Source organism: Kitasatospora atroaurantiaca, from assembly GCF_007828955.1.
GTDB lineage: Bacteria > Actinomycetota > Actinomycetes > Streptomycetales > Streptomycetaceae > Kitasatospora > Kitasatospora atroaurantiaca.
In genome coordinates, this window is the sequence record NZ_VIVR01000001.1 from 6469964 (window position 1) to 6494067 (window position 24104).

At 71.9% G+C, this 24104-nt stretch carries 16 protein-coding genes; 12 read left to right on the forward strand and 4 right to left on the reverse strand.

What is annotated here, in order from left to right:
- Positions 1-209: 209 nt before the first annotated feature.
- Positions 210-2189, forward strand: a complete 1980-nt coding sequence (locus tag FB465_RS29090; protein WP_425461219.1) for a glycoside hydrolase family 6 protein — start codon at positions 210-212, stop codon at positions 2187-2189.
- Positions 2190-2192: 3 nt separating this feature from the next.
- On the opposite strand, the gene FB465_RS29095 is transcribed toward FB465_RS29090, so the two are convergent.
- On the reverse strand, positions 2193-4016 hold the full coding sequence (locus tag FB465_RS29095) for a glycoside hydrolase family 15 protein (RefSeq protein ID WP_145795282.1): 1824 nt from the start codon (positions 4014-4016) through the stop codon (positions 2193-2195).
- A gap of 153 nt (positions 4017-4169) precedes the next feature.
- On the opposite strand from FB465_RS29095, the gene FB465_RS29100 reads away from it, so the two are divergent.
- The 9 genes from FB465_RS29100 (at position 4170) to FB465_RS29140 (ending at position 16199) form a co-directional block, all read left to right on the forward strand.
- The gene (locus tag FB465_RS29100) at positions 4170-4976 is read left to right on the forward strand and encodes an SAM-dependent methyltransferase (protein WP_145795284.1); all 807 of its coding nucleotides are present in this window, start codon (positions 4170-4172) and stop codon (positions 4974-4976) included.
- Positions 4973-7090, forward strand: a complete 2118-nt coding sequence (locus FB465_RS29105; protein WP_145795286.1) for a putative bifunctional diguanylate cyclase/phosphodiesterase — start codon at positions 4973-4975, stop codon at positions 7088-7090. Before FB465_RS29100 ends, FB465_RS29105 begins: the two co-directional genes overlap by 4 nt.
- Before the next feature lie 304 nt (positions 7091-7394).
- A complete protein-coding gene (locus FB465_RS29110) occupies positions 7395-8129 on the forward strand; it encodes a glycosyltransferase family 2 protein (protein WP_145795288.1) in 735 nt (244 codons plus the stop codon).
- Positions 8130-8742: 613 nt separating this feature from the next.
- Positions 8743-9561 carry a polysaccharide deacetylase family protein gene (locus FB465_RS29115; RefSeq protein WP_145795289.1) on the forward strand — a complete coding sequence of 273 codons (819 nt, stop codon included), beginning with the start codon at positions 8743-8745 and terminating at the stop codon, positions 9559-9561.
- Positions 9562-9606: 45 nt separating this feature from the next.
- On the forward strand, positions 9607-10854 hold the full coding sequence (locus FB465_RS29120) for a glycosyltransferase (protein ID WP_425461266.1): 1248 nt from the start codon (positions 9607-9609) through the stop codon (positions 10852-10854).
- Positions 10851-12461, forward strand: coding sequence for a glycosyltransferase family 39 protein (locus FB465_RS29125; protein WP_145795293.1), 1611 nt, complete (start codon positions 10851-10853; stop codon positions 12459-12461). The genes FB465_RS29120 and FB465_RS29125 overlap by 4 nt, the downstream gene beginning before the upstream one ends.
- On the forward strand, positions 12458-13627 hold the full coding sequence (locus FB465_RS29130; RefSeq protein WP_145795295.1) for a glycosyltransferase: 1170 nt from the start codon (positions 12458-12460) through the stop codon (positions 13625-13627). The genes FB465_RS29125 and FB465_RS29130 overlap by 4 nt, the downstream gene beginning before the upstream one ends.
- Complete coding sequence (locus FB465_RS29135; RefSeq protein ID WP_145795297.1) at positions 13624-15723, forward strand: galactose oxidase early set domain-containing protein; 2100 nt, start codon at positions 13624-13626, stop codon at positions 15721-15723. Before FB465_RS29130 ends, FB465_RS29135 begins: the two co-directional genes overlap by 4 nt.
- Positions 15724-15746: 23 nt before the next feature.
- Positions 15747-16199, forward strand: a complete 453-nt coding sequence (locus FB465_RS29140) for a hypothetical protein (protein WP_145795298.1) — start codon at positions 15747-15749, stop codon at positions 16197-16199.
- Positions 16200-16220: 21 nt separating this feature from the next.
- On the opposite strand, the gene FB465_RS29145 is transcribed toward FB465_RS29140, so the two are convergent.
- A complete protein-coding gene (locus FB465_RS29145) occupies positions 16221-16880 on the reverse strand; it encodes a GTP cyclohydrolase II (RefSeq protein WP_246192898.1) in 660 nt (219 codons plus the stop codon).
- Positions 16881-17072: 192 nt separating this feature from the next.
- Between FB465_RS29145 and FB465_RS29150 the strand changes: the two genes are divergently transcribed.
- On the forward strand, positions 17073-17981 hold the full coding sequence (locus FB465_RS29150) for an NADP-dependent oxidoreductase (protein WP_145795302.1): 909 nt from the start codon (positions 17073-17075) through the stop codon (positions 17979-17981).
- Between the two features lie 26 nt (positions 17982-18007).
- Positions 18008-18772 (forward strand): VOC family protein, encoded by a 765-nt coding sequence (locus tag FB465_RS29155; RefSeq protein WP_145795304.1) that lies wholly within the window; start codon positions 18008-18010, stop codon positions 18770-18772.
- A 3-nt stretch (positions 18773-18775) separates the two neighbouring features.
- Here FB465_RS29155 and lnt read toward each other — a convergent pair whose 3' ends face one another.
- Both lnt and cobN read right to left on the reverse strand, forming a co-directional pair.
- Positions 18776-20335, reverse strand: coding sequence for an apolipoprotein N-acyltransferase (lnt, locus tag FB465_RS29160; protein WP_145795305.1), 1560 nt, complete (start codon positions 20333-20335; stop codon positions 18776-18778).
- Between the two features lie 76 nt (positions 20336-20411).
- On the reverse strand, positions 20412-24035 hold the full coding sequence (gene cobN, locus FB465_RS29165) for a cobaltochelatase subunit CobN (protein WP_145795307.1): 3624 nt from the start codon (positions 24033-24035) through the stop codon (positions 20412-20414).
- Positions 24036-24104 lie beyond the last annotated feature (69 nt).

Below are 24104 nucleotides of genomic sequence, written 5' to 3' on the forward strand. Positions count from 1 at the left end.
TGCTCCGCCTTCATGGGTTGATATGCGGTGTGCTCAGGGGCCGCCCTGAGATGCGGGGTGTCATTCGCCCGCCGGCTCCACCAGGTGTCGCCGCACCTCCCCCCGCACCTCTCGCGACACCGCCCGCATTCTGCAAGGTGGGAGCGCTCCCACACGCGAGGCCCACAGCACACCCCCCACAGGATCCCCCCACCCGAAAGGATCCACCCGTGTCAGGACAGCTACTCCGCAGACTCAGAACAGCGGCTGCCGCGGCAGTGCTCAGCGCCGCGACCGTCCTCCCGATCGCCATGGCCGCACCCGCCGCCCACGCCGCCACCAAGGTCGACAACCCGTACGTGGGCGCCGGCGTGTACGTGAATCCGGAGTGGGCCGCCCATGCCGCCGCCGAGCCGGGCGGCAGCGCGGTCTCCAACCAGCCGACCGCCGTGTGGCTGGACCGCATCGCCGCGATCTCGGGTTCGAGCAGCTCGATGGGTCTGCGGGCCCACCTGAACGCCGCCGTCACCCAGGCCGCCGGCAAGCCGTTCGTGGTCCAGCTCGTCATCTACGACCTGCCCGGCCGCGACTGTGCCGCGCTGGCCTCGAACGGTGAGCTGGGGCCGACCGAACTCCCGCGCTACAAGTCGGAGTTCATCGACCCGATCGCCACGATCCTGGCCGACCCGGCCTATGCGAACCTGCGGATCGTCACCACCATCGAGATCGACTCGCTGCCGAACCTGGTCACCAACGCCGGCGGCACCGCCACCGCCACGGCGGCCTGCGACACCATGAAGGCCAACGGCAACTACGTCAACGGAGTCGGGTACGCGCTGGCCAAGTTGGGCGCGATCCCGAACGTCTACAACTACATCGACGGCGGCCACCACGGCTGGCTCGGCTGGGACTCCAACTTCGACCCTGCCGTCCAACTGCTCCACCAGGCCGCCACCGCCTCCGGCTCCACGGTCGCCAACGTGCACGGCTTCATCGTCAACACCGCCAACTACTCGGCGCTGAAGGAGCCTTACTTCACCGTCGACGACGTGGTGGCGGGCCAGCCGGTCCGGGCCACCTCCAAGTGGGTGGACTGGAACAGGTACGCCGACGAACTCGGGTACGCCCAGGCCTTCCGGCAGAAGGCGATCGCGGCCGGCTTCGACTCCGGCGTCGGCGTGCTGATCGACACCTCCCGCAACGGCTGGGGCGGCGCCAACCGGCCCACCGGCCCCGGCCCGACCACCAGCGGCGACGCCTACGTCAACGGCGGCCGGATCGACCGTCGCCTGCAGGCCGGCAACTGGTGCAACCAGTCCGGCGCGGGCCTCGGCGAGCGTCCCACCGCAGCTCCGGCAGCCGGCATCGACGCCTACGTCTGGGTCAAGCCCCCGGGTGAGTCCGACGGCGCCAGCTCCCAGATCGCCAACGACGAGGGCAAGGGCTTCGACCGGATGTGCGACCCGACCTACACGGGCAACGCGCGCAACGGCAACAACATGTCCGGCGCGCTCCCCAACGCCCCGTTGGCCGGCCACTGGTTCTCCGCGCAGTTCCAGGAGCTGCTGAAGAACGCCTACCCGCCGGTCTCCGGCGGCGGTGGCGGCACCTCCGACACCACGGCTCCCACCGCCCCGACCGCGCTGAAGTCCACCGCCACCACCGCGTCGAGCGTCTCGCTGTCCTGGACGGCCTCGACCGACAACGTCGGCGTCACCGGCTACGACGTCTACCGCGGCACCACCCTGGTGGGCTCCGCCACCGCCACCTCGTACACCGACAGCGGGCTCACCGCCTCCACCGCCTACAGCTACACCGTCAAGGCGCGCGACGCGGCCGGCAACGTCTCGGCGGCCTCCAACAGCGTCTCCGCCACCACCGCGTCGAGCGGAGGCGGTACGGGCAACGCGGGCTGCACCGCGACGTACAAGGTCAGCAGTGACTGGGGCGCCGGCTTCAATGCCGACGTCACGGTGACCAACACCGGCACCGCCGCGACCACGAGCTGGAAGGTGACCTGGACCTGGGCCGGCAGCCAGCAGATCACCAACCTCTGGAACGGGTCCTACACCCAGTCCGGCAAGGCGGTCACGGTGACCAACGCCTCGTACAACGGCGCGATCGCGGTCGGCGGCAGCACCGCCTTCGGCTTCGGGGCGAGCAACTCCGGTACCAACACAGCGCCCACGCTCACCTGCACCGCGAGCTGAGGCTCAGTCGAGAACGGCGGCCGACCCCACGGCGGTGGGGCCGGCCGCTGGCGTGCCGTTCCCGTTCGCGGCCAGGGTGAAGGCGGTGTTGACCAGGGCGACATGGGTGAACGCCTGCGGGGTGTTGCCGAGTTGGCGGCGTTCCACCGGGTCCCACTCCTCCGAGAGCAGGCCCAGGTCGTTGCCCAGTGCCACCACCCGCCCGAAGAGCTCCCGGGCCTCGTCCCGCCGTCCGATCGCCGACAGGGCGTCGGCGAGCCAGAACGAGCAGGCCAGGAAGGTCCCTTCGGTGCCGGCCAGCCCGTCGGTCCCCGGCTGTGCCGAGTAGCGCCGGACGAATCCGCCGTGGTCCAGCCCGGTCCGTACGGCGTCCACCGTACGCACCACCCGCGGGTCGTCGGGCGGCAGGAAGCCGGTCGTCGCGATGAAGAGCGTCGCCGCGTCCAACTCCCGTCCGCCGTAACGCTGGACGAAGACCCCGCGGCGCTTGTCGTAGCCATGGGCGCAGACGTCGGCGTGCACCGCCTCGCGCATCGCCCGCCAGCGGTCGACCGGGCCGGGCAGCCCGGTGGCCTCGGCCATCCGGACGGCCCGGTCGGCTGCGACCCAGGACATCACCTTGGAGTGCACGAAGTGCTGCCGCCCGCCGCGGACCTCCCACAGGCCCTCGTCCGGTTCCTGCCAGTGCTGTTCCAGGTAGGACATCAGGGTGCGGAGCAGGACCCAGACGTTGCGCTCCATCGGGATGCCCGCCAGCAGGGCGAGGTGGAGGGTGTCCACCACCTCGCCGTAGACGTCGAGTTGGAGCTGGTGGGTGGCCGCGTTGCCGAACCGGACCGGCATCGAATCCTGGTAGCCGGGCAGCCAGTCGGCCTGGATCTCGCGGAGCCCGCGTTCACCCGCGACGCCGTAGACCGCCTGAAGGTCGCTCGGGTCGCCCGCGATCGCCCGCAGCAGCCACTTGCGCCAGGTCGCGGCCTCCTCGCGGAAGCCGCTGCGCAGCAGGGCGGAGAGCGTCATGCTGGAGTCCCGCAGCCAGCAGAACCGGTAGTCCCAGTTGCGCTCGCCGCCGATCTGCTCGGGCAGCGAGGCGGTGGGGGCCGCCACGATGCCCCCGGTGGGCTCGTAGGTGAGGGCCTTGAGGGTGATCAGCGAGCGCAGCACCTGCTCCCGCCACTCGCCCTGGTAGCGGCAGCCTGCGGCCCAGCTCTGCCAGGCCGAGAGGGTTCTGAGCAGCGCGGTCTCCGCATCGGTGCGCGGAATGTTGTGCTGGTGCGAGGGCTGCCAGGTGAGGACGAAGGGCACCCGCTCACCCTCACGGACCGTGAAGTCCGAGCTGGTGGCGCCGTCCTGGCCGTAGGTGTGCACACCGGGCGGGATGCGCAGCCAGGCGGAGTCGGGTCCGGCCACCGCGATCCGGTGGTGCTCGGTGCGGCGCACCCAGGGTTCGATCCGGCCGTGGTTGAAGCGCAGTCGCAGCTCGCCGCGCATCCGTACGGTGCCGCGTACCCCCTCGACGATCCGCATCAGCTGGGGGACGCGGTCACGCTGCGGCATGAAGTCGATGATGCGGACGGCGCCGGCGGGGGACTCCCAGAGCGATTCCAGGACGAGGCTGTCGCCCCGGTACCGGCGGGAGGTGCAGAGCCCGCCGCCGACGGGGGCGAGCAGCCAGGCGCCGTGGCGGCGGTCGCCGAGCAGGCCGGCGAAGCAGCTGGGGGAGTCGAACCGGGGCAGACAGAGCCAGTCGACCGAGCCGTCCCGTCCGACCAGGGCGGCGGTCTGCAGATCTCCGATGAGGGCGTAGTCCTCGATGAGTCCGGCCATCGCCCTCAATTGTCCGCCGAATCGGGGTACCGGCCACCTCACCTGTCACATCCGCCCCAGCCGTTGACGGGTTTCCCCGCTTGCACGGGCGGCCCGATGATAGGAAGATCTTTATGGCCTGTTGTCTTCTTCAGCTCCGGAAGGGGTGCCGTGATGCGGCGACCGAACTGGGTACCCGCCGGAACTGACCTCGACAAGCCCAATGCCGCCCGGGTGTACGACTACTACCTGGGCGGTTCGCACAACTTCGAGGCCGACCGCGAGATGGCCCGCAAGGCCATCGCCCTGTGGCCGGAACTCCCCACGATCATGCGGGCCAACCGGGCGTTCCTGCGCCGCGCGGTGCAGTACCTGGCGGAGGCCGGTTTCACCCGCTTCCTCGACATCGGTTCCGGCATCCCGACCTTCGGCCCGGTCCACGAGGTGGCCAGGAGCATCCGCCCCGAGGCCCGCGTGGTGTACGTCGACCGGGACCCGGTCGCCGTCGCACACAGCCGCCTGCTGCTCAAGGCCGACCCGCTGAGCCGCGTCGTGGAGGCCGATCTGCGTGCCGTCGACGACCTGCTCGGCCGCCCCGAGGTAGCGGAGCTGATCGGTGCAGGCGAGCCGGTCGCCCTGATGCTGGTCGCCGTGCTGCACTTCATCTCGGACGCGGAGGACCCGTACAAGCTGGTTGCGGTGCTGCGGGACGCCCTGCCGCCCGGCAGTGCGCTGGTGATCAGCCACGCCTCGCTGGAGGGCCGGCCGGACCAGGCGGGCCCGCACCAGGACCTGTACAAGCGCACCTCGACCCCGCTCACCATGCGCAACCGCGAGGCGATCACCGCGCTGTTCGACGGCTTCGAGCTGGTCGATCCCGGCGTGGTCTACCTCCCGGAGTGGCGCCCCGAGAACCCGGAGTCGGTCGGGCCGCACCCGGAGCGGATGACCGGCCTGGCAGGCGTCGGACTCCTCTCGTGACCGTGAGGCCGCCGGAAGGCGGCAGCAGCGCCGAACTCTTCCACCAGGAGTGGGCGCGGCTGCTGGAGGGCGGCCACGGCAGCGCGGTGCACCCCGGGATCCTCCGCCGGCTGGTCTCCCGGACGGCCGACCTGCTGCACCGCGCCCAGCAGGAGGAGCCGTTCCAGACCGCACTGGCCGCCGAGGCCGGTGCGCTGCTGGTCGACGCCCAGTTCACCGACCCGGTGGTGCTGGCCCGCGCGGTGGAGCTGCTGCAGGAGCATCCGGTCGTGGACGAGCGCGGGCCCGCGCTCTGCGGCGCCTTCGCCGCGGGCTGGGCGGCGGCCCTGCGTGAGCGGACCCTGCGCGAGCAGGAGGCCATCCGGCTGGCGGCGGACACCGCGCGCCAGGAGGTGGAGAAGGCTCTGCGCGCCTCGGAGGCCCGGTTCCGTGCGCTGTTCGAGAGCGCCGCGATCGGTATCGGGATCGGCGACGTCGAGGGCAACATCCTGGCGGTCAACCGGGCTCTCCAGGAGATCTTCGGGGCCGGCCCGGAGGACCTCCAGGGCCACCGGGTGCACGAGCTGGTCCACCCGGAAGACACCCCGGGGGTCTGGGAGGCGTACGAGGAGCTGGTCTCCGGCAAGCGCGAGTTCTTCCAGTTCGACAAGCCGTACTACCGCCGCGACGGCGAGGTGGTCTGGACCCACCTGACCGTCTCGCTGATCCGCGACGACGAGGGCCGGCCGCAGTACCAGGTGGCGATGCTCGAGGACATCACCGACCGCTACCGCCTGCAGGAGCGCCTGCGCCACCAGGCCACCCACGACCCGCTCACCGGGCTGCCGAACCGGGTGGCCTTCTTCGACCGGCTGGAGAAGCTCTTCGAGGAGCCGGAACCGGGTGCTCGCTTCGGCCTGTGCTACGTCGACCTGGACGGCTTCAAGGTGGTCAACGACAGCCTCGGCCACGACATGGGCGACCAGCTGCTGGCCGCCGTGGCCGGCCGCCTGGAGGCCGTTCTGACGCCCCTGGGCCACCTGGTGGCCCGCCTCGGCGGCGACGAGTTCGTGGTGCTGCTCGAGAACTGCCGCGGTGAGCAGGAGGCGGTGGCGGCGGCCAAGACCGTGCTGGCGGCGCTCGCCAAGCCGGTGCTGGTCGGCGATCACAAGCTGGCCGTGGGGGCCAGCGTCGGTGTGCTGGAGCGCCGGGTGGCCACCACCACCCCGGGGGCGGCCGTACGGGCCGCGGACCTGACGCTCTATCGGGCCAAGGAGGCCGGGCGCGGCCGGTGGACGCTCTTCGACCCCAAGGAGAACGCGCGGGCGGTGAGCCGGTACGCGGTGTCGGTGCGGATGCCTGCCGCGCTGGACCGGGGCGAGTTCTTCATCGACTACCAGCCGCTGGTCTCGCTCGGGACCGGTTCGCTGGTCGCGGTCGAGGCGCTGGTGCGCTGGCGCCACCCGCAGCTGGGCGTGCTGGGCCCGGAGGAGTTCATCGCGACGGCCGAGGAGACCGGCCTGATCATGCCGCTCGGCCGCTGGGTGCTGGAGCAGGCGTGCGGACAGGCGGCCGACTGGGTCCAGCAGTTCGGTGCCGCCGCTCCGCAGCTCAACGTCAACCTGGCGGTGCGTCAGGCGCGCAACGCCGGCCTGGTGTCGGACCTCGACCGGATCCTGCGGGCCACCGGCCTCGACCCGGCCAAGCTGCAGCTGGAGATCACCGAGAGCACCGTGGTCGGCCCCGAGGACGAGGCGCTGAAGGCCCTGCACTCGGTGGTCGACATGGGCGTCTCGCTGGCCGTGGACGACTTCGGCACCGGCTGGTCCAACCTGGCGTACCTGCGTGACCTGCCGGTCTCCGGGCTGAAGATCGCCGGCTCCTTCGTCGGCGACCTGCACGACCCGGCCAAGGACACCCATCTGGGCTGGCGGATCGTCAGCGGTCTGGTCTCCCTGGCCCACACCCTCGGGCTCACGGTCACCGCCGAGGGTGTGGAGAGCGGCAACGACGCCGACCGGCTACGGCTGATGGGGTGCGACTGGGCACAGGGCTGGCACTTCGGGCGTCCGATGCGGCCGTCCGAGATCGCCCGACGGATCGCCGAGACGGGTCCGCCGGCGCAGGCAAAATAGGAAATATCCGGACAAACCTCTTGACGTGGGATGAGAGGGCGTTCGATGATGAGGCCCTGGCATCGCTTTCGAGCGGACGGTACATCTGCCAGTTGGCTGTTCCAGTCGGCGCTTCGGCGCCCGAGACCGACCGGCGCATCTCATAGGGGCTTCAGGGGAGTTCACTAAAAGCCCTCCGCGCCGAGGATCGCTCGCATATCGGGGCTCAGCCCTGCGCCCAGTCGCGCACCGGGGCACGGCCTCGTCGATCGCGGCACGTTCGTGGGTACCGGCGTGCCCGTAGCCTCCCGAGAGGCCGCTCGCGATGAGCATCACCCTGCCTTCCCCGGTCCTTCCGTACGCCACACGCGTCACCCGCGACGGCCGGCCGATGCGCCGCGCAGGCGACGGGCCGACCACCGATCACTCGGTCAGCCTGGTCGTCCCGGCCCACGACGAGGCCCAGGACATCCCCTGGGTGTTCGAGCAGATCCCGTGTTGCGTGGACGAGGTCATCCTGGTCCGTGGCGCCGGCAGTGGCAGCGCGCTGCGCGCCGGCTTCGCCGCCGCTACCGGCGAGTACATCGTGCTGATGAACGCCGACGGCTCGATGTGGCCCGGCGAGATCCCGCACTACCTGCACTTCCTCGACAACGGCTACGACTTCGTGAAGGGCTCGCGCCGCCTCGTCGGGGGCGGCTCGCCGGCGCGCACCCGGATGGGTTCGATCGGCAACCACCTGCTGATCGCCGTGGTCAACCGGCTCTATCACACCGTGCTGACCGACCTCTGCTACGGCTTCTGCGCCTTCCGCCGCAGCCTCCTGGCGGAGCTCGACCTGCGCGCCCCCGACTTCGAGATCGAGGTCGAGATGGTCGCGCACGCCCTCCGCTCCGGCCTTCGGATCGCCGAAGTGCCGAGCCTTGAACTTCCCCGCCGCAGTGGTCGCTCGCACCTGCCCGCCGTCTCCGACGGCCTAAGGGTGCTGCGGACCTTGATCGCCGAGCGTCCCGGCTCCCGGACCGCGGCGCCCCTTGCCGGAGGGGAAGGCATGAGATGAATGGCTTTGACCGGCGCACCGCAGCTGCCTGCCCCTGCTCTGCCGCCCGCGACTCGCTCTGCACCCCCGTCAGGGTCGTCGAACTGGACCTGGACGAGCCGAGCGGGCTGAGCTCGCTCGGCGGACTCGTTCCGGTCGGCCCCGACGGACGCGTGTTGGCGTTGGTGCGGCTGCACGGACACCCGCTCGGATTGGTCGACACCACCGGAACAGCAGGCAGGTCCGCCACGCTGTGCCGGGCGCTGGTCGATGCCGTTCGCCGGGAACGCTCTGTTCCCCGTCAGTCCACCGCAACACCCGTGGTGCGTTCGTGTCGGGCCGGCTGCGCCCGGGTGCTCGCGGAACCGCCCACGGCCGGCGCCCCCTCGAGCGACCCCGCCGAGGTGCCGGCCCGTGGGCGGTACGGCCCGCGGGCGCGGGCCGTCGGGAGGTGAGCCGCCATGGCGCCGCGTACCGTCTCCCCGCACGCCGAACGGGTCTCCGGCTGCCCCTGCCCACTGCCGTGCCAGTGCTCGTACAGCACCTTGCTGCGCGCCAGGGTCCGGGCCGCTCTCCGCGTCCTGCCGCTCCTGCGTACCTCCCTTCCGCGGACGCGAAGCCCGGGAGGCGTGCCATGAACGACGCCGTACCCGTCCTCGTCTATCACTCCGTGTCGGATCGCCCGGAACCGTGGATCGCGCCGTACACCGTGACGCCGCGGGCCTTCGCCGAGCAGCTCGACCGGATCGCCGACGGCGGCCGCACCGTCGTGCCCCTGCGACGGCTGGTGTCGGCGCTGCGCGGGGGAGCGGCGCTGCCCGCCCACTGCGCGGTGCTCACCTTCGACGACGGGTACGAGGACTTCTACTGGGCAGTTGCCCCGATCCTCGCCGAACGCGACCTGCCGGCCACCCTGTACGTCACCACGGGCGCGGTCCACGTGCCCGGCCGGCCCGCCGAGGGCAGCCTGCTTCCCCCCGCGCCGATGCTGAGCTGGCGGCAGATCGCCAACCTGGATGCGCTGGGGATCGAGATCGGCGGCCACTCGCGCACGCACGCGGAACTGGACACCCTCGGCGGCCGGCGCCTCGACGACGAGATCGCAGGCTGCAGAAGACAGTTGGAGGACGCCGTGGGCCACCCGGTGACGGCGTTCGCATACCCGGGCGGCTACTCGAACGCCCTGGTCCGCCGCAGGGTGCAGAAGGCGGGCTGGACCTCGGGCGCCGCGGCACCGGACGCGTTCAGCTCGTCGGTCGACGACCCGCTGCGGATCGCGCGGTTGAGTGTGCGGGCCGATACCTCGCCGGAGCGTTTCCAGGAGTGGGTCCAGGGCCGGGGGGCTCCGGTGGCGCCGTTTCCCGAGCCTCTCCGGGTCAAAGGCTGGCGTGCCTACCGGCGTATCCGCGCCGCCCTTGCCCGTCCGATCGGCGAGCCGCCGATCGGTCTTTGAAAGGAGCTGGCCTTGATCGTCTCCATCGTTCTGATCTTCGCCTCGATGTTCCTCTTCGCTATGGCCTTCGGAACGCTGTGGTGGATGATGTACGCCTGGCGGACCCCGGAGAACCTGGCGGAGACCCGCTTCACGGAGCCGGACGGGACGCAGGGCCTTTTCTTCTCTCTGTTGGTGCCGGCCCGGCACGAGCAGGCGGTGCTCGCGCACACGGTCGGCCGGCTGCTGGAGTCCCGGTACAGCGACTACGAGGTCCTGGTGATCGTCGGCCACGACGACCCCGGCACCACTGCCGTGGCCCAGGAGGTGGCGGCCCGTCATCCCGAGCGGGTGCGGGTGGTGGTCGACACGCACGAGGTCAAGAGCAAGCCGAAGGCGTTGAACACCGCACTGCCGTACTGCCGGGGCGAGGTCGTGGGCGTGTTCGACGCCGAGGACCAGGTGCATCCGAGCCTGCTCGGGCATGTGGACCACGCCTTCCGCTCGACCGATGTGGCGGTCGTGCAGGGCGGGGTCCAGCTGATCAACTTCACCTCCAGCTGGTACAGCCTGCGCAACTGCATGGAGTACTTCTTCTGGTTCCGCAGCCGGCTGCACCTGCACGCGCGGCACGGGTTCATCCCGCTCGGCGGCAACACCGTGTTCGTCCGGAGCCGGGTCCTGCGCGACATCGGCGGCTGGGACCCGGACTGCCTGGCGGAGGACTGCGACCTGGGAGTCCGGCTGTCCAGCGCGGGCGCCCGGGTGGTCGTCGCCTACGACGCGGACATGGTCACCCGCGAGGAGACCCCGGACTCGCTGTACGGCCTGCTCAAGCAGCGCACCCGATGGAACCAGGGCTTCCTGCAGGTCTACCGGAAGCGTGAGTGGACCCGGCTGCCCACGCTCAATCAGCGGCTGCTGGCCCGGTGGACTCTGGGCAACCCGTTCCTCCAGGCCTTCGCCGGGCTGGTGATCCCGCTCGGAATCGCCCTGGCGCTCCTCGCCGAAGTCCCGGTCGGGATAGCCCTGATCAGCTTCGCGCCGCTCCTTCCGGCCCTGGTGACCGTCGCCTTCGAGGCGGTCGGGCTGCACGACTTCGGGGTCCAGTACGGGATGCGGGTCCGATCCTGGCACTACGTCAAGCTCGTTCTCGGCAGCCCGTTCTACCAGATGGTCCTGTCGGCGGCGGCCATGCGCGCGGTCTGGCGGGAGATGCGCGGACAGCACGGCTGGGAGCTCACCCACCATGTCGGCGCACACCTCAACGAGCCGGACATCCGGGTTCCCTGCGAAGTACGGAGTGAGGGATGAACGTGGCCTCCACCGTTCTCGACATCGCGAAACGGCCCCCGAAGCCCGCGGTGCCGCGCCGACCCGGCCGCAGTCCCACGTGGCTCGGACCGGTCGCCGTGCTGCTGCCCACCCTGGCCGTCCTCGCGGTGCAGGCGGTCAACATCGGCGGCTGGCCCATCGCCAACGACGACGAGGGCACCTACCTGTCCCAGGCCTGGGCCGTCCAGCACGGCCACGGTCTCGCGCACTACACCTACTGGTACGACCATCCGCCGCTCGGCTGGCTCCAGATAGCCATGATGTCCTGGCTGCCCGGGCTGTTCGCCTCTTCGGCGCATGTCCTCACCGCTTCGCTGCGGGTGGTGATGCTGCCGGTGACGGCGGCGAGCTGCCTGCTGCTCTACCTCCTGGCCCGGAGGCTCGGCCTGCCCCGGTGGGCCGGCTCGCTCGCGGTGCTGCTGTTCGGGCTCTCGCCGCTCTCGGTGAGCCTGCAGCGCGAGGTGCTGCTCGACAACTTCGCCGTGCTGTGGATCCTCGCCGCCATGGTGCTGTGTGCCTCACCGCGCCGGGATCTGTGGCAGCACACCGCCGCCGGCGTCGCCGCAGGAGTGGCCGTGCTCTCCAAGGAGACCATCATCGTCCTGCTCCCCGCCCTGGCTCTGCTGCTGTGGCAGCGCAGCCACCCGAGCACCCGCAAGTTCTCGCTGGCGGGCGCGGCCAGCGGGTTCACCCTGATCCTCGCCCTCTATCCGCTCTACGCGCTGCTCAAGAACGAGCTGCTGCCGGGCCACGGACACGTCTCACTGTGGGGCGGACTCAAATTCCAGATGAGCCGCGCAGGCGGCGGCTCACTGCTGTCACCGGGGTCGGCGAACCGTCAGATGCTCGACTCCTGGCTCTACTACGACAAGGTGCTCCTGCTCGGCGGGCTGGTGGCGGCGCTGCTGCTGCTCGCCCGGCGTCCGATGAGGCCGATCGCCCTGGCCGTCGCCCTGCTGGCACTGACCGCGATCCGTCCCGGGTACCTGCCCTCGATGTTCGTCATCCAGGCGCTGCCCTTCCTCGCGCTCGCGCTGGCCGGCGTGGCCGAGCGTGTGGTGACGCTGGTCCAACGGGCGGTGACGCCGGTCGGCAGGGTCATGCCCGCCGCGCGGCAGCCGCTGCGCCTGGCAGCGGTCGCGCTGGTGGGGCTGCTCGCGACCGGCCTCGTCGCGCCGCACTGGTACCACGGGGACCGTATCGCCGTCACCGCCCACGCCAACGACGGGTACGACCGGGCCGCGCAGTGGCTGCGGACCCACATCAGCGACCCGGCCCACGCGCAGGTCGCCGTGGACGACGTGCTCTGGATGGACCTGGTGCGCGACGGTCTGCGCCCGGGCATCGGGGCGATCTGGTTCTACAAGCTCGACCTCGACCCCGCTGTCGCCGGGCTGCTGCCGCATGGCTGGCAGGACCTCGACTACATCGTCTCCAGCCCCACCGTCCGGCAACCGTCGAACACCCGACTCACCACCGTCCAGACCGCACTCGCGCACTCCACCGTCGTCGCCTCGTTCGGCAGCGGCACGGACCTGATAGAGATCCGACAAATCGTCACCCTGCCTGCCACGGAGGGGCCATGACCACGATCAGCCTCCGGCCCGACGGCACGCCTTTCACCGTCGTCATCCCGACCCGCAACGAGTCGGCCACCATCGTCGAGCTGCTGGCCCGGCTCGCCGAGGCCCTGTCGGTGCGGCCAGGGCGTCCAGGGCCACGCCTGCTCTTCGTCGACGACAGCACCGACCACACTCCAGCCGTGATCCGCGCGGCCGTACGGGACTACCCGCTGCCGGTCACCCTGCTGCACCGGGACGAACCCGTCGGCGGCGTGGGCGGCGCGGTCACCGAAGGGCTGCGCGCCGCCGAGGGCGAGTGGGCCGTGGTGATGGACGCCGGTCTCCAGCACCCCCCGCAGCTCGTGCCGGAACTGGTCGCGACCGGCCGGGCCGCCGGGGCCGACCTGGCGGTGGCCACGCGAACGGGTCCGCGCTCCTCGACGCTGTTCACCAAGCTGCTGTTCGCCCGCGAGCTGCGCCGGATCAGCGACCCGATGAGCGGCTTCTTCGCGGTCCGCCGCGACGCGGTGGACCTGGCCGGGCTGCGCCCGCTCGGCTGCCGGATCCTGCTGGAGCTGACGGTACGGGGGAGGCTGCGCCGGGTGGTCGAGGTGCCGTACCGCTTCGCCACCCGCCTCGCCCGGGAGCCCAGGCCAGGTCTGCGCGAAGGGCTGCGATCCCTGGGACACCTGGCCGGACTGCGGCTGTCCACACCCCTGGGCCGGGCCGCGGCGTTCGCGCTGATCGGACTGAGCGGGATCCTGCCCAACCTGCTGGCACTGGAACTGCTGACGCACCTGGGCATGCACTACCTGCCCGCCGCGATCCTGGCCAACCAGGCCGGCATCGCCTGGAACCTCGCCTTGCTGGAGTGGACCGTCTACCGCCACCGCAGGCAGCGCCACTGGGCCGACCGGGTGCTGCGCTTCGTCGGCGTCGCCAACCTGGACCTGCTGCTGCGGATCCCGCTACTGGCGCTGCTGGTCAGCGGGTTGGGCCTGGGCGCGGCCCCCGCCACGGTACTCAGCCTGGTCGTCTCCTGTGTGCTGCGCTGGCTGGTCGCCGAGCGCGCCATCTACCTGCCGGTCCCGCTGCGCGGCAGCAGTGCCCGAGCGGCGGCCGAACAGCCGCAGCAGACACCTGAGCCCACCGATTCCACCCAACGCACCCGAAGGGAGTGTCTCCCATGACGAACAAGGCGTTCCGCCACCGCACCGGGGTGGTCCTGGGCACCATCACCGGAGCCGTCCTTGGCGCATTGGGTCTGTTCACCCCCGTGCTGAGCACCTACTACGCTTCGGCCGCCACGAACCTGATCACCAACCCGGGATTCGAGAAGCTCGACTCCAAGGGGTGGCCGCAGTGCTGGGAGCAGTCCGGCTGGGGAAACGGCACCGCGTCCTACCAGGTGGTCAGCGACGCACACAAGGGCTCCAAGGCCGTCAAGCTCTCTGTAGCCGGTGTGACCGTCGGCGACCGCAAGACGATGATGTTCGAGAGCCCCCCGTGCGCACCGAAAGTGACGGCGGGCCACCAGTACGACCTGAACCTCTGGTACAAGACGACCACGCCGAACACCGTGGTCACCGCCTTCCGGCACGACACCACCCAGGGCTGGCAGTACTGGACCGACCTGAAGACCCTCCCGGTCGCCGCCAGTTGGACCCAGACCGGCGTGCGCACCCCGCAGATCCCCCCGAACACGGACCAGATCACCTGGGGCGTCGCCGTCTACGGCACCGGCACGCTGATCACGGACGACTACGCCATGCAGGACGCCACCGTCCCCGCCCCGCCCACCGGCTGCACCGCGGGCGATGCCTGCACCAAGGGCTCCTGGCTGGTACAGCCGCTGAACAACCCCGTGCGCAGCATGCACGCCGCCGTCCTGCACGACGGCAAGGTGCTGCTGATAGCCGGCTCCGGCAACGACCCCGACCTGTTCGCGGCCGGCACGTTCACCTCGGCCGTCTACGACCCCGCTACCGGCTCCTTCACCACCATTCCGACGCCCAGCGACATGTTCTGCTCCGGGCACGTGATGCTCTCGGACGGCCGCCTGCTGATCATGGGCGGCAACAAGGCGTACCCCGCGGCCGACGGCAGCCACGGCTACGAAGGGCTGAAGGACTCCTACATCTTCGACCCGGCCACCCAGAGCTACGCCCGCACCAACGACCTGAACGACGGGCACTGGTACCCCTCGTTCACCGAGATGGGAAACGGGGACATCCTCTCCTTCGGCGGCCTGCGCGAGGACTCGAGCGGCAGCGTCACGGCCGAGCTGTTCTCCGACGCCGTCAAGCAGTGGCAGCCGCTCTGGCAGGTCCACCAGACCTGGTCGTACTTCGGCCTCTACCCGTCGATGATCCTGATGCAGGACGGCAGGCTCTTCTACAGCGGCAGCCATGTCTTCGGCAACGGCACCCCCGGGACCGGCGCCTCCATCTACGACTACAACGCGAACTCCCTCGCCGACGTCTCAGGCCTGCAGAACAAGGACCAGCGGGACCAGTCGATGAGCGTGCTGCTGCCCCCGGCGCAACAGCAGCGGGTGCTGACCATCGGTGGCGGCAACGTCGTCACCGACCCGGACGCCAACCGGCTCACCGACCTGATCGACCTCAAGGCCCCCAACCCGACGTACACCCCCGGCCCGCTCGTGCCCCAGGGCACCCTGACCGGCGGCGTCCCGGAGACCGGCGCCCAGGGCAAGATGTACGTCTCGGCGGTGCTGCTGCCCGACGGCAACGTCTTCGAGACCGGCGGTGCGCTGCACAACCGGGCCGACCCGGTGTACGAGGCCTCGATGTTCGACCCGGCCACCAACGCCTTCACGGCGGGCATGGCCACCGACCCGGTGCCGCGCGGCTACCACTCGTCGGCCTTCCTGCTGCCGGACGGCCGGGTGATGGCCGTGGGCAACAACCCGGGCGACGGCACCTTCGAGGGGCGCGTCTCCATCTACTCGCCGCCCTACCTGTACCAGGGTGCCCGGCCGCAGATCACCTCGGTCGACAGCACCCACTGGTCCTACGGCTCCAGTCAGCGCGTCGTCACCGACACCCCGATCGTGAAGGCCGAGCTGATCCGCCCGGAGGCGGTGACCCACTCCTCCGACCCGAACCAGCGCTTCGTCGACCTGCCGCTCACGGTGAACACCGACGGCAGCACCAACCTGAACCTGACCACCAACCCGAACCTCGCGCCCCCCGGCTACTACATGCTCTTCGTCGTCAACGCCAACGGCGTTCCGTCGGTGGCCAGCTGGGTGCACGTGATGTGAGCCGGAGCCAACCGGAGGAAGTCATGCTGAAGTCAATTCCATCCGTGCTGGTCGCGGTGGCGGTCGCGGGCGCGGCCGCCGGGACCACCCTCGGCCTGGCGCAGGCCTCGCCGACCGCCGCACCGGCGCCGGCCACGGTGGTCCAGCAGGACTCGGCCCAGGCGACCCCGGCGCCGCACATCCTGGACTTCGCCCACGGCCTGAAGGACTCGCCCAAGAAGCTGCCCGCCTCGGCCACCGCGGTGCCGCAGCCCGTCGATGTGGACGGCTGCGACCACGACTACGGCGTCATCGGGCAGTGCGTCCCGGTGGCCTTCCCGCCGGGAGTGGGCACCTCGACGCAGGAGCGCTGTGACTGGCTGAAGGCCCACGGCTTCAAGGAGCTCAAAGTCCACAACCGGGCCAAGGCGGCGGACAAGGACAAGCTGAAGCTGGACAAGAACAAGGACGGCGTGGCCTGCGGACGCGGCGACTGACCGCAGCCGGATGCGCGGCTGTCAGCCGACCAGGCGGGCGAGCGGGATGGAGTGGCCGGTGTGCTCCACCTTGGCGCGCAGGTAGCGGACGTTGCTCTCGGAGACGTGCACGCCGGTGGGGACGCGGTCGGCGACCTCGATGCCGAGCGCGGACAGCTGGTCGGCCTTGTCGGGGTTGTTGCTCAGCAGGCCGACGGTGGTGGCGCCGAGGGTGGTCAGCATCTGGGCGGCGGCGGTGTAGTCGCGCCCGTCCTCCGGCAGGCCGAGGGCGGTGTTCGCCTGGTAGGTGTCGAGCCCGGAGTCCTGCAGGGCGTACGCGTCCAGCTTGTTGTAGAGGCCGATGCCACGGCCCTCCTGCCGGAGGTACAGCAGGTAGCCGCCGGCCTCGGCGATCCGCTCGACGGCCTCGCGCAGCTGGGGGCCGCAGTCGCAGCGGTCCGATCCGAAGACGTCACCGGTCAGGCACTCCGAGTGCAGCCGCACCAGCGGGTACTCCGCGGCACCGGGATCGCCGATGGCGAGCGCGATGTGCTCGGCGCCGTCGGCCAGACCGTGGAAGGTGAAGACCTCGGTCTCGACCCTGAAGCCGTCCGGGAAGCTGAGCGGGATGCGCACGCGCGAGCGTACGGTCGCCGGACCCGGCTCGGGGCGGAGCTGCGGGTGGTTCTCGGTGCTCGGCATGCCCGGCCTCCATGGGTACGTCAGTGGTTCACATTCGAACCGGTGAACTCGCTCGACCGTACACCGTAGTTCCAATTTGAACAACATCCTTTCCAGGAGTACCAGCAGCCTCGTTCGGCCCAGCATTCCCGGCCGCATTCCGACGCCCGCCTGCAAGCTGAGGAGGACTGTGTCGCGGACCGGAGGACCAGCATGTCGAAGGCATTCGGATTCACGGCGTTCGGCGGGCCGGAGACCCAGGAGCTCCTGGACCGTCCGGTACCGGTACCGGGGCCGGGCGAGCTGCTGATCGCCGTCCGCGCGGCCGGGGTGAACCCGGCGGACTGGAAGATGCGCAGGGGCCTGTTCTCGAGGGAGCTGCCCCTGCCCGCCGTGCTCGGCTACGAGGTGGCCGGGGTGGTCCAGGAAGCGGGCGACGGGGCCGGGGGCTTCGCGGCCGGGGACGCGGTCTTCGGAATTGCGCTGGCCGGTGGCTACGCCGAACACACCCTGCTCGCCGCGGCGAACACCGCCCGCAAGCCCGAGGGCGTCTCGTTCGTCCAGGCGGCGGCCCTGCCGGTGGCGGGCGCGACCGCGTACGACGGGGTCCAGCAGCTCGGCCTGGAACCCGGCAGGACCCTGCTGATCCTCGGCATCGCGGGGGGTGTCGGCAGTGCCGCCGCCCAGATCGCCCGGGCGCGCGGGATCACGGTGCTCGGCACGGCGAGCGACCCGAACCGCGCCTACGTCGAGTCGCTCGGCGCCACCCAGGTGCGGTACGGGGAGGGCGTGGCCGAGCGGATCAGGGCCGTCGCCCCCGGCGGGGTGGACGGCATCTTCGACCTGGTCGGGGGAGCGGACGCGCGGGCCGCCGCCGAGACGCTGACCGACCCCTCCAAGCTGGTCTCCACGGCCGACTCCGCCACCGCCGCCGAGCTGGGCGGCTCCTACATCCGGCGCACCGGCAACGGCGCCACGCTGGCCGCGCTGGCCGAGCTGGTGGCCTCCGGCGACCTTGATCCGAACATCACCGCGACGTACCCGCTGGAGCGTGCCGGCGAGGCTCTGGCCGAGGTCGAGTCCAGGCACGCGCACGGCAAGTTGGTCATCGAAATCGGCTGACAGTCGGCTGACAGGAAAGCGAGTCCATGAAGATCACCACTCCCACCGTCGGAGCGCCCTGCTGGGTCGAACTCGGCACCTCCGACCCCGAGGCCGCCAAGGCCTTCTACAGCGAGCTCTTCGGCTGGACCGTCGAGACCGACCCACGGCCGGAGGCGGGTGGCTACACCGTCCTCTCGCTGAACGGCGCCCCGGCGGCCGCGCTCTCCCCGCTGTACGCACCGGAGCAGCCCACCGCCTGGACGGTCTCCTTCGCGACCGCCGACGCCGATGCCACCGCCGCCGCCGTCACCGAGGCCGGCGGCCGCGTCGTGATGGAGCCCATGGAGGTCTTCGACCTCGGCCGCTTCGCCGTCCTCACCGACCCGTCCGGCGCGGCCTTCTCGATCTGGCAGGCCCGCGCCTTCCGGGGCGCCGGTGTGCTGAACGAGCCCGGCGCGCTCGGCTGGGTCGAGCTCGCCACCCGGGACACGGACCGCGCGAAGGACTTCTACACCCGGGTCTTCGGCTGGAGCGTCAATCCGGGCGAGATGTACACCCAGTGGGGCCTGGGCGGCGCCGACTTCGGCGGCATGCTCGACATGGCGGAGCAGTTCCCCGCCGACGTGCCGCCGTACTGGATGCCGTACTTCGCCGTCGCGGACGTCGACCTCACCGCCGAACGGGCGGCGGGTCTGGGCGCCACCGTGATGCTCCCGCCCACCGACGTGCCCGACGGGCCCCGGCTGTCGGTGATCCGCGACAAGCAGGGCGCCGTCTTCGGCATCCACATCGCGGGCAGCGAGGGCTGAGGGTCACGCGTCGGCGGTGCTCTGGGACGGTTCGGTGGACGGTGCGGGCACCGCCGCCGGGCCGTCCTTCCGCCGTGCCGGGCGGAGGGCGGCCGCAGCTGCCGCCAGGGTGATGCCGGCCGCCGTCAGCGGAACCCAGTCGCCGAGCCGGTCGTACCAGGTACGCGCCGCCGGGTCGGCCAGCGGCAGCCGGACGGTGACCGCGCCGGTCGCCGAGGTGCCCAGGTGGGCCAGCCGCCGGCCCTGGCGGTCGTACGCGACGGACTCGCCGGTGAGCGAGGCCTGGACCACCGGGCGGCCGGTCTCGGCAGCCCGAAGGGCGCCCAGCGAGGCGTGCTGCTGCGGCGCCCAGGTGTGCTGGAAGGTCGAGGTGGCCGACTGGTAGACGATCAGCTTGGCGCCGTCGTCGGAGGCCGCCCGGGACATGTCGGGGAAGGCGGACTCGAAGCAGATCAGGGCGCCCAGGGGGAGCGGTCGGCCGGTGCGGTCGGAGGCCTGGAGCAGGTGGAAGGCGGCGCCGGGGGCGCGGTTCTCACCGGCCGCCTTGCTGATGCCGGCGATCCAGCCGAGCGCGGGCCGCAGCGGGATGTACTCGCCGAACGGGACCAGGCGGATCTTGCGGTAGCGGCTGATCACGCCGTCGGGGGTGATCAGGACGGCGTCCTTGGAGATCCGGCCGTCCGCCTTGCGGGCGTCCTCGCCGGCCAGCAGCTGGGCGCCGGTGGCGGTGGAGAGGGCGCGCAGCCGGTCCAGGGCGGCGGTGTCGCGGTCCAGGTCGGCGGTGGTGCTGCTCTCGGCCCAGACGACCAGGTCGAGCGGTCGGCCGACCAGGTCGGCGGTGATCCGGGCACTGGTGTCGAAGCGCGCGGTGGCGTCCGCCACCTGGCCCGGTTGGACCAGCGCCACCGTGGCGTACTCGCCGGGCGTCGGCTGGGTACGGAGGGCGAACAGCGCCGGCCCGGCGGCCACCGCCAGTGCGGTGACCCCCACGGCCGCCACCCGCACCGTCGGCCGACGGGCGGTCAGCAGGATCAGAACGCCCGTGTTCGCCGCCACCACGGCCGCACTGACCAGCCAGGCGCCGCCGACCGAGGCCAGCGCCAGCACGGCCGGGTGCTGCCACTGGCTCGCCCCGAGCAGTGCCCAGGGCCCGCCGAGGGCGTGCCAGGAGCGGATGAACTCGGTGCTCACCCAGACCGACGGGACGACCACCAGGGCGGCCAGCGCCCTGAGCGCGGTCACCGGCGGGTGCAGCAGCCGCCACACCGCCAGCCCCAGGCCCGCCTGCAGAGCGCCGAACAGCACCGCCAGCACGATCAGCCCGGGGCCGATCGACGGCACCAGCCAGTACATCGCCGTCAGGATGAAGCCGGCCCCGAAGCACCACCCCCGCACCGCCGCCTCCCGCCCGCTCGGTGCCCGTTGCATCAGCAGCAGACCGGGCACCAGCGCGACCCAGGCCAGCGCGGCGAGCCCCGGCGCCGGGAAGGCGAGCACGGGCAGCGCGCCCGCGGCGAGCGAGGCGTACCGGGCGGGGCGGGCGAGGGCGGCGCGCAGCGTCATGCCCTGATTGTCCGCCTCGCCCGGCCATGCACCATCCAGCGGAACCGCCGCGTGTCGGGATTACCCGCCAGGGCCGTCAGCTGTCGCCCTCCAGGTCGCCCTCGGTCTCCAGGAAGGCCGCCCGCAGGGCGTCGATCAGCTCCGGGTCGGGCTCGGCCCACAGACCGCGCTCGGCCGCCTCCAGCAGGCGCTCACTGATGCCGTGCAGGGCCCAGGGGTTGGCGCCGTTGAGGAACTCCCGGTTGGTCGGGTCCAGGACGTACTCCTGGGTCAGCTTCTCGTACATCCAGTCGGCGACCACGCCGGTGGTGGCGTCGTAGCCGAAGAGGTAGTCGACCGTCGCGGCCATCTCGAAGGCGCCCTTGTACCCGTGGCGCCGCATCGCCTCCATCCAGCGCGGGTTGACCACGCGGGCGCGGAAGACGCGGGCCGCCTCCTCGGTCAGGGTGCGGGTGCGGACCGTCTCCGGGCGGGTCGAGTCGCCGATGTAGGCGGTCGGGGCCTTGCCGGTGAGAGCCCGCACGGTGGCGACCATGCCGCCGTGGTACTGGAAGTAGTCGTCCGAGTCCGCGATGTCGTGCTCGCGGGTGTCGGTGTTCTTCGCGGCCACGGTGATCCGCTTGTAGGCGGTCTCCATCTCCTCACGGGCCGGGCGGCCGCCGAGGTCGCGGCCGTACGCGTAGCCGCCCCAGACCGTGTAGACCTCGGCCAGGTCGGCGTCGGTGCGCCAGTCCCGGCTGTCGATCAGCTGGAGCAGCCCGGCGCCGTACGTGCCCGGGCGGGAGCCGAAGACCCGGATGGTGGCCTTGCGCTCGTCGCCGTGCTCGGCGAGGTCCGCCTGGACGTGGGCCCGGACGTAGTTCTGCTCGGCCGGCTCCTCCTGGCGGGCCGCCAGGCGCACGGCGTCGTCCAGCAGGGCGACCACGTGCGGGAAGGCGTCGCGGAAGAAGCCGGAGATGCGCAGCGTCACGTCGATGCGCGGGCGGCCGAGCTCCGCCGGCGGGATCGCCTCCAGGCCGGTGACCCGGCGCGAGGCGTCGTCCCAGACCGGGCGCACGCCCAGCAGGGCGAAGGCCTCGGCGATGTCGTCGCCGGCGGTGCGCATCGCGCTGGTGCCCCAGAGCGAGAGGCCGACCGAGGGCGGGTACGCGCCGTCGTTGTCCGCCTGGTAGCGGTCCAGGAGGGAGGTGGCGAGCGCCTGGCCGGTCTCCCAGGCGAGGCGGCTCGGGACGGCCTTCGGGTCGACGGAGTAGAAGTTACGGCCCGTCGGGAGCACGTTGACCAGTCCGCGCAGGGGCGATCCCGACGGCCCGGCGGGGACGAAGCCGCCGCCCAGCGCGTGCACGACCGCGTCCAGCTCGTCGGTGGTCGCGGCGAGCCGGGGGACCACCTGGCGGGCGGCGAAGTCGAGGACCTCGCGGACGGCCGGGGCGAACCCGGCGGCGACCTTCTCGACCGCCTCGGGTGCCCAGTCCTCGGCCTCCATGGCCTCGACCAGTTCGCGGGCCTTCGCCTCGGCGGCGTCGGTCGCGCCCAGGGTGAGCGCCGCCTCGTCCAGGCCGAGCGCCTCGCGCAGGCCGGGCAGTGCGGCGACACCGCCCCAGATCTGGCGGGCGCGCAGAATGGCAAGGACGATGTTGACCCGGTCGGTCCCGGCGGGTGCCTGGCCGAGGACGTGCAGACCGTCGCGGATCTGAGCGTCCTTCACCTCGCAGAGCCAGCCGTCGACGTGCAGCAGGAAGTCGTCGAAGCCGTCGTCCTCGGGGCGCTCGTCCAGACCGAGGTCGTGGTCGAGGCGGGCGGCCTGGATCAGCGTCCAGATCTGGGCGCGGATGGCGGGCAGCTTGGCCGGGTCCATCGCGGCGATGTTGGAGTGCTCGTCCAGCAGCTGCTCCAGGCGCGCGATGTCGCCGTAGGAGTCGGCGCGGGCCATCGGCGGGACGAGGTGGTCGACAAGGGTCGCGTGGGCGCGGCGCTTGGCCTGGGTGCCCTCGCCCGGGTCGTTGACCAGGAAGGGGTAGATCAGCGGCAGGTCGCCGATGACGGCATCCGGGCCGCACTCGGCGGAGAGCGCGGCGGTCTTGCCGGGCAGCCACTCCAGGTTGCCGTGCTTGCCGAGGTGGATCACCGCGTCGGCGCCGAAGCCGCCGTCGCTCTGCGCGGCCGCGATCCAGCGGTAGGCGGCGAGGTAGTGGTGGCTCGGGGGGAGGTCCGGGTCGTGGTAGATCGCGACCGGGTTCTCGCCGAAGCCGCGCGGGGGCTGGATCAGGACCAGCAGATTGCCCGAGCGGATGGCGGCCAGCACGATGTCGCCGTCCGGGTTCTGGCTGCGGTCGACGTAGAGCTCACCGGGCGGCGGGCCCCAGTGCTGCTCGACGTTGCTGCGCAGGCCCTCGGGGAGGGTGGCGTACCAGCGGCGGTAGTCGGCGGCGGGGATGCGGACGGGATTGCGGGCGAGCTGATCCTCCGTCAGCCAGTCCTGGTCGTACCCGCCTGCCGCGATCAGCGCGTGGATCAGAGCGTCACCCTCATGACCGTCATCGGTCGAGTCGAGGCCGGGAAGGTCGTTCCCCAGGTCCATGCCCTCCTCGCGCAGGCGGGTGAGCAGCCGGATCGCGCTGGCGGGGGTGTCGAGGCCGACCGCGTTGCCGACGCGCGCGTGCTTGGTCGGGTACGCGGAGAGCACCAGCGCCAGGCGGCGCTCGGCGGCCGGGATGTGGCGCAGACGGGCGTGCCGTACGGCGATGCCCGCGACGCGGGCGGAGCGCTCGGGGTCGGCGGCGTAGACGGTGAGGCCGTCCTCGTCCAGCTCCTTGAAGGAGAACGGGACGGTGATCAGGCGGCCGTCGAACTCGGGGACGGCCACCTGGGTCGCGGTGTCGAGAGGGGAGAGGCCGTCGTCGCTGGCCTCCCATGCGGCGCGGGACCAGGTCAGGCAGAGGGCCTGCAGGATGGGGCGGTCGAGGGCGGCCAGTGCGCCCGCGTCCCAGGCCTCCTCGTCGCCGCCCGCCGAGGCGTCGGCCGGCCGGGTGCCGCCTGCGGCGAGCACGGTGGTGACGATCGCGTCGGCCTGGCCCAGCTCGGCGAGCAGCTCCGGCTCGGCGCCGCGCAGCGAGGCGCAGAAGAAGGCTCGGGGGCGGGCGCCCTGGTCCTCGATGGCCTGGCAGAGGGACTCGACGAAGGCGGTGTTGCCGCTCATGTGGTGGGCGCGGTAGTAGAGCACCGCGACGACCGGGCCGTCGCCCTGAGAATCCGGTACTGCGCGCTCGGTGCGCTCCAGGGGGCCCCAGGCGGGAGCGGAGGCGGGCGCGGCGAAGCCGTGGCCGGTGAGCAGCACGGTGTCGGAGAGGAAGGCGCCGAGCTCCGCCAGGTTGGCCGGGCCGCCGTGCGCGAGGTAGGCGTGCGCCTCGGCGGCGATGCCGGCAGGGACGGTGGACAGCTCCATCAGCTGGGCGTCCGGCGCCTGTTCGCCCGTCAGCACGATGACCGGCCGGGGGCCGGCCAGCAGCGCGTCCAGGCCCTCCTCCCAGGCGCGGCGTCCGCCGAGCAGGCGGACCACGACCAGGTCGGTGCCCTCCAGCAGCGCGGGGAGCTCGTCGGCGCCCAGGCGGGCCGGGTTGCCGAGGCGGTAGGGCACGGGGCCCTGCGAGGCGCGGGCGCTCAGCAGGTCGGTGTCCGAGGTCGACAGGAGCAGGATCATGCGGCGGCCCTCCCGGCCTTGTCACCGGCGATGGGCATGCGGCAGCGCATAGGTCGAGCCTTCCTCGGG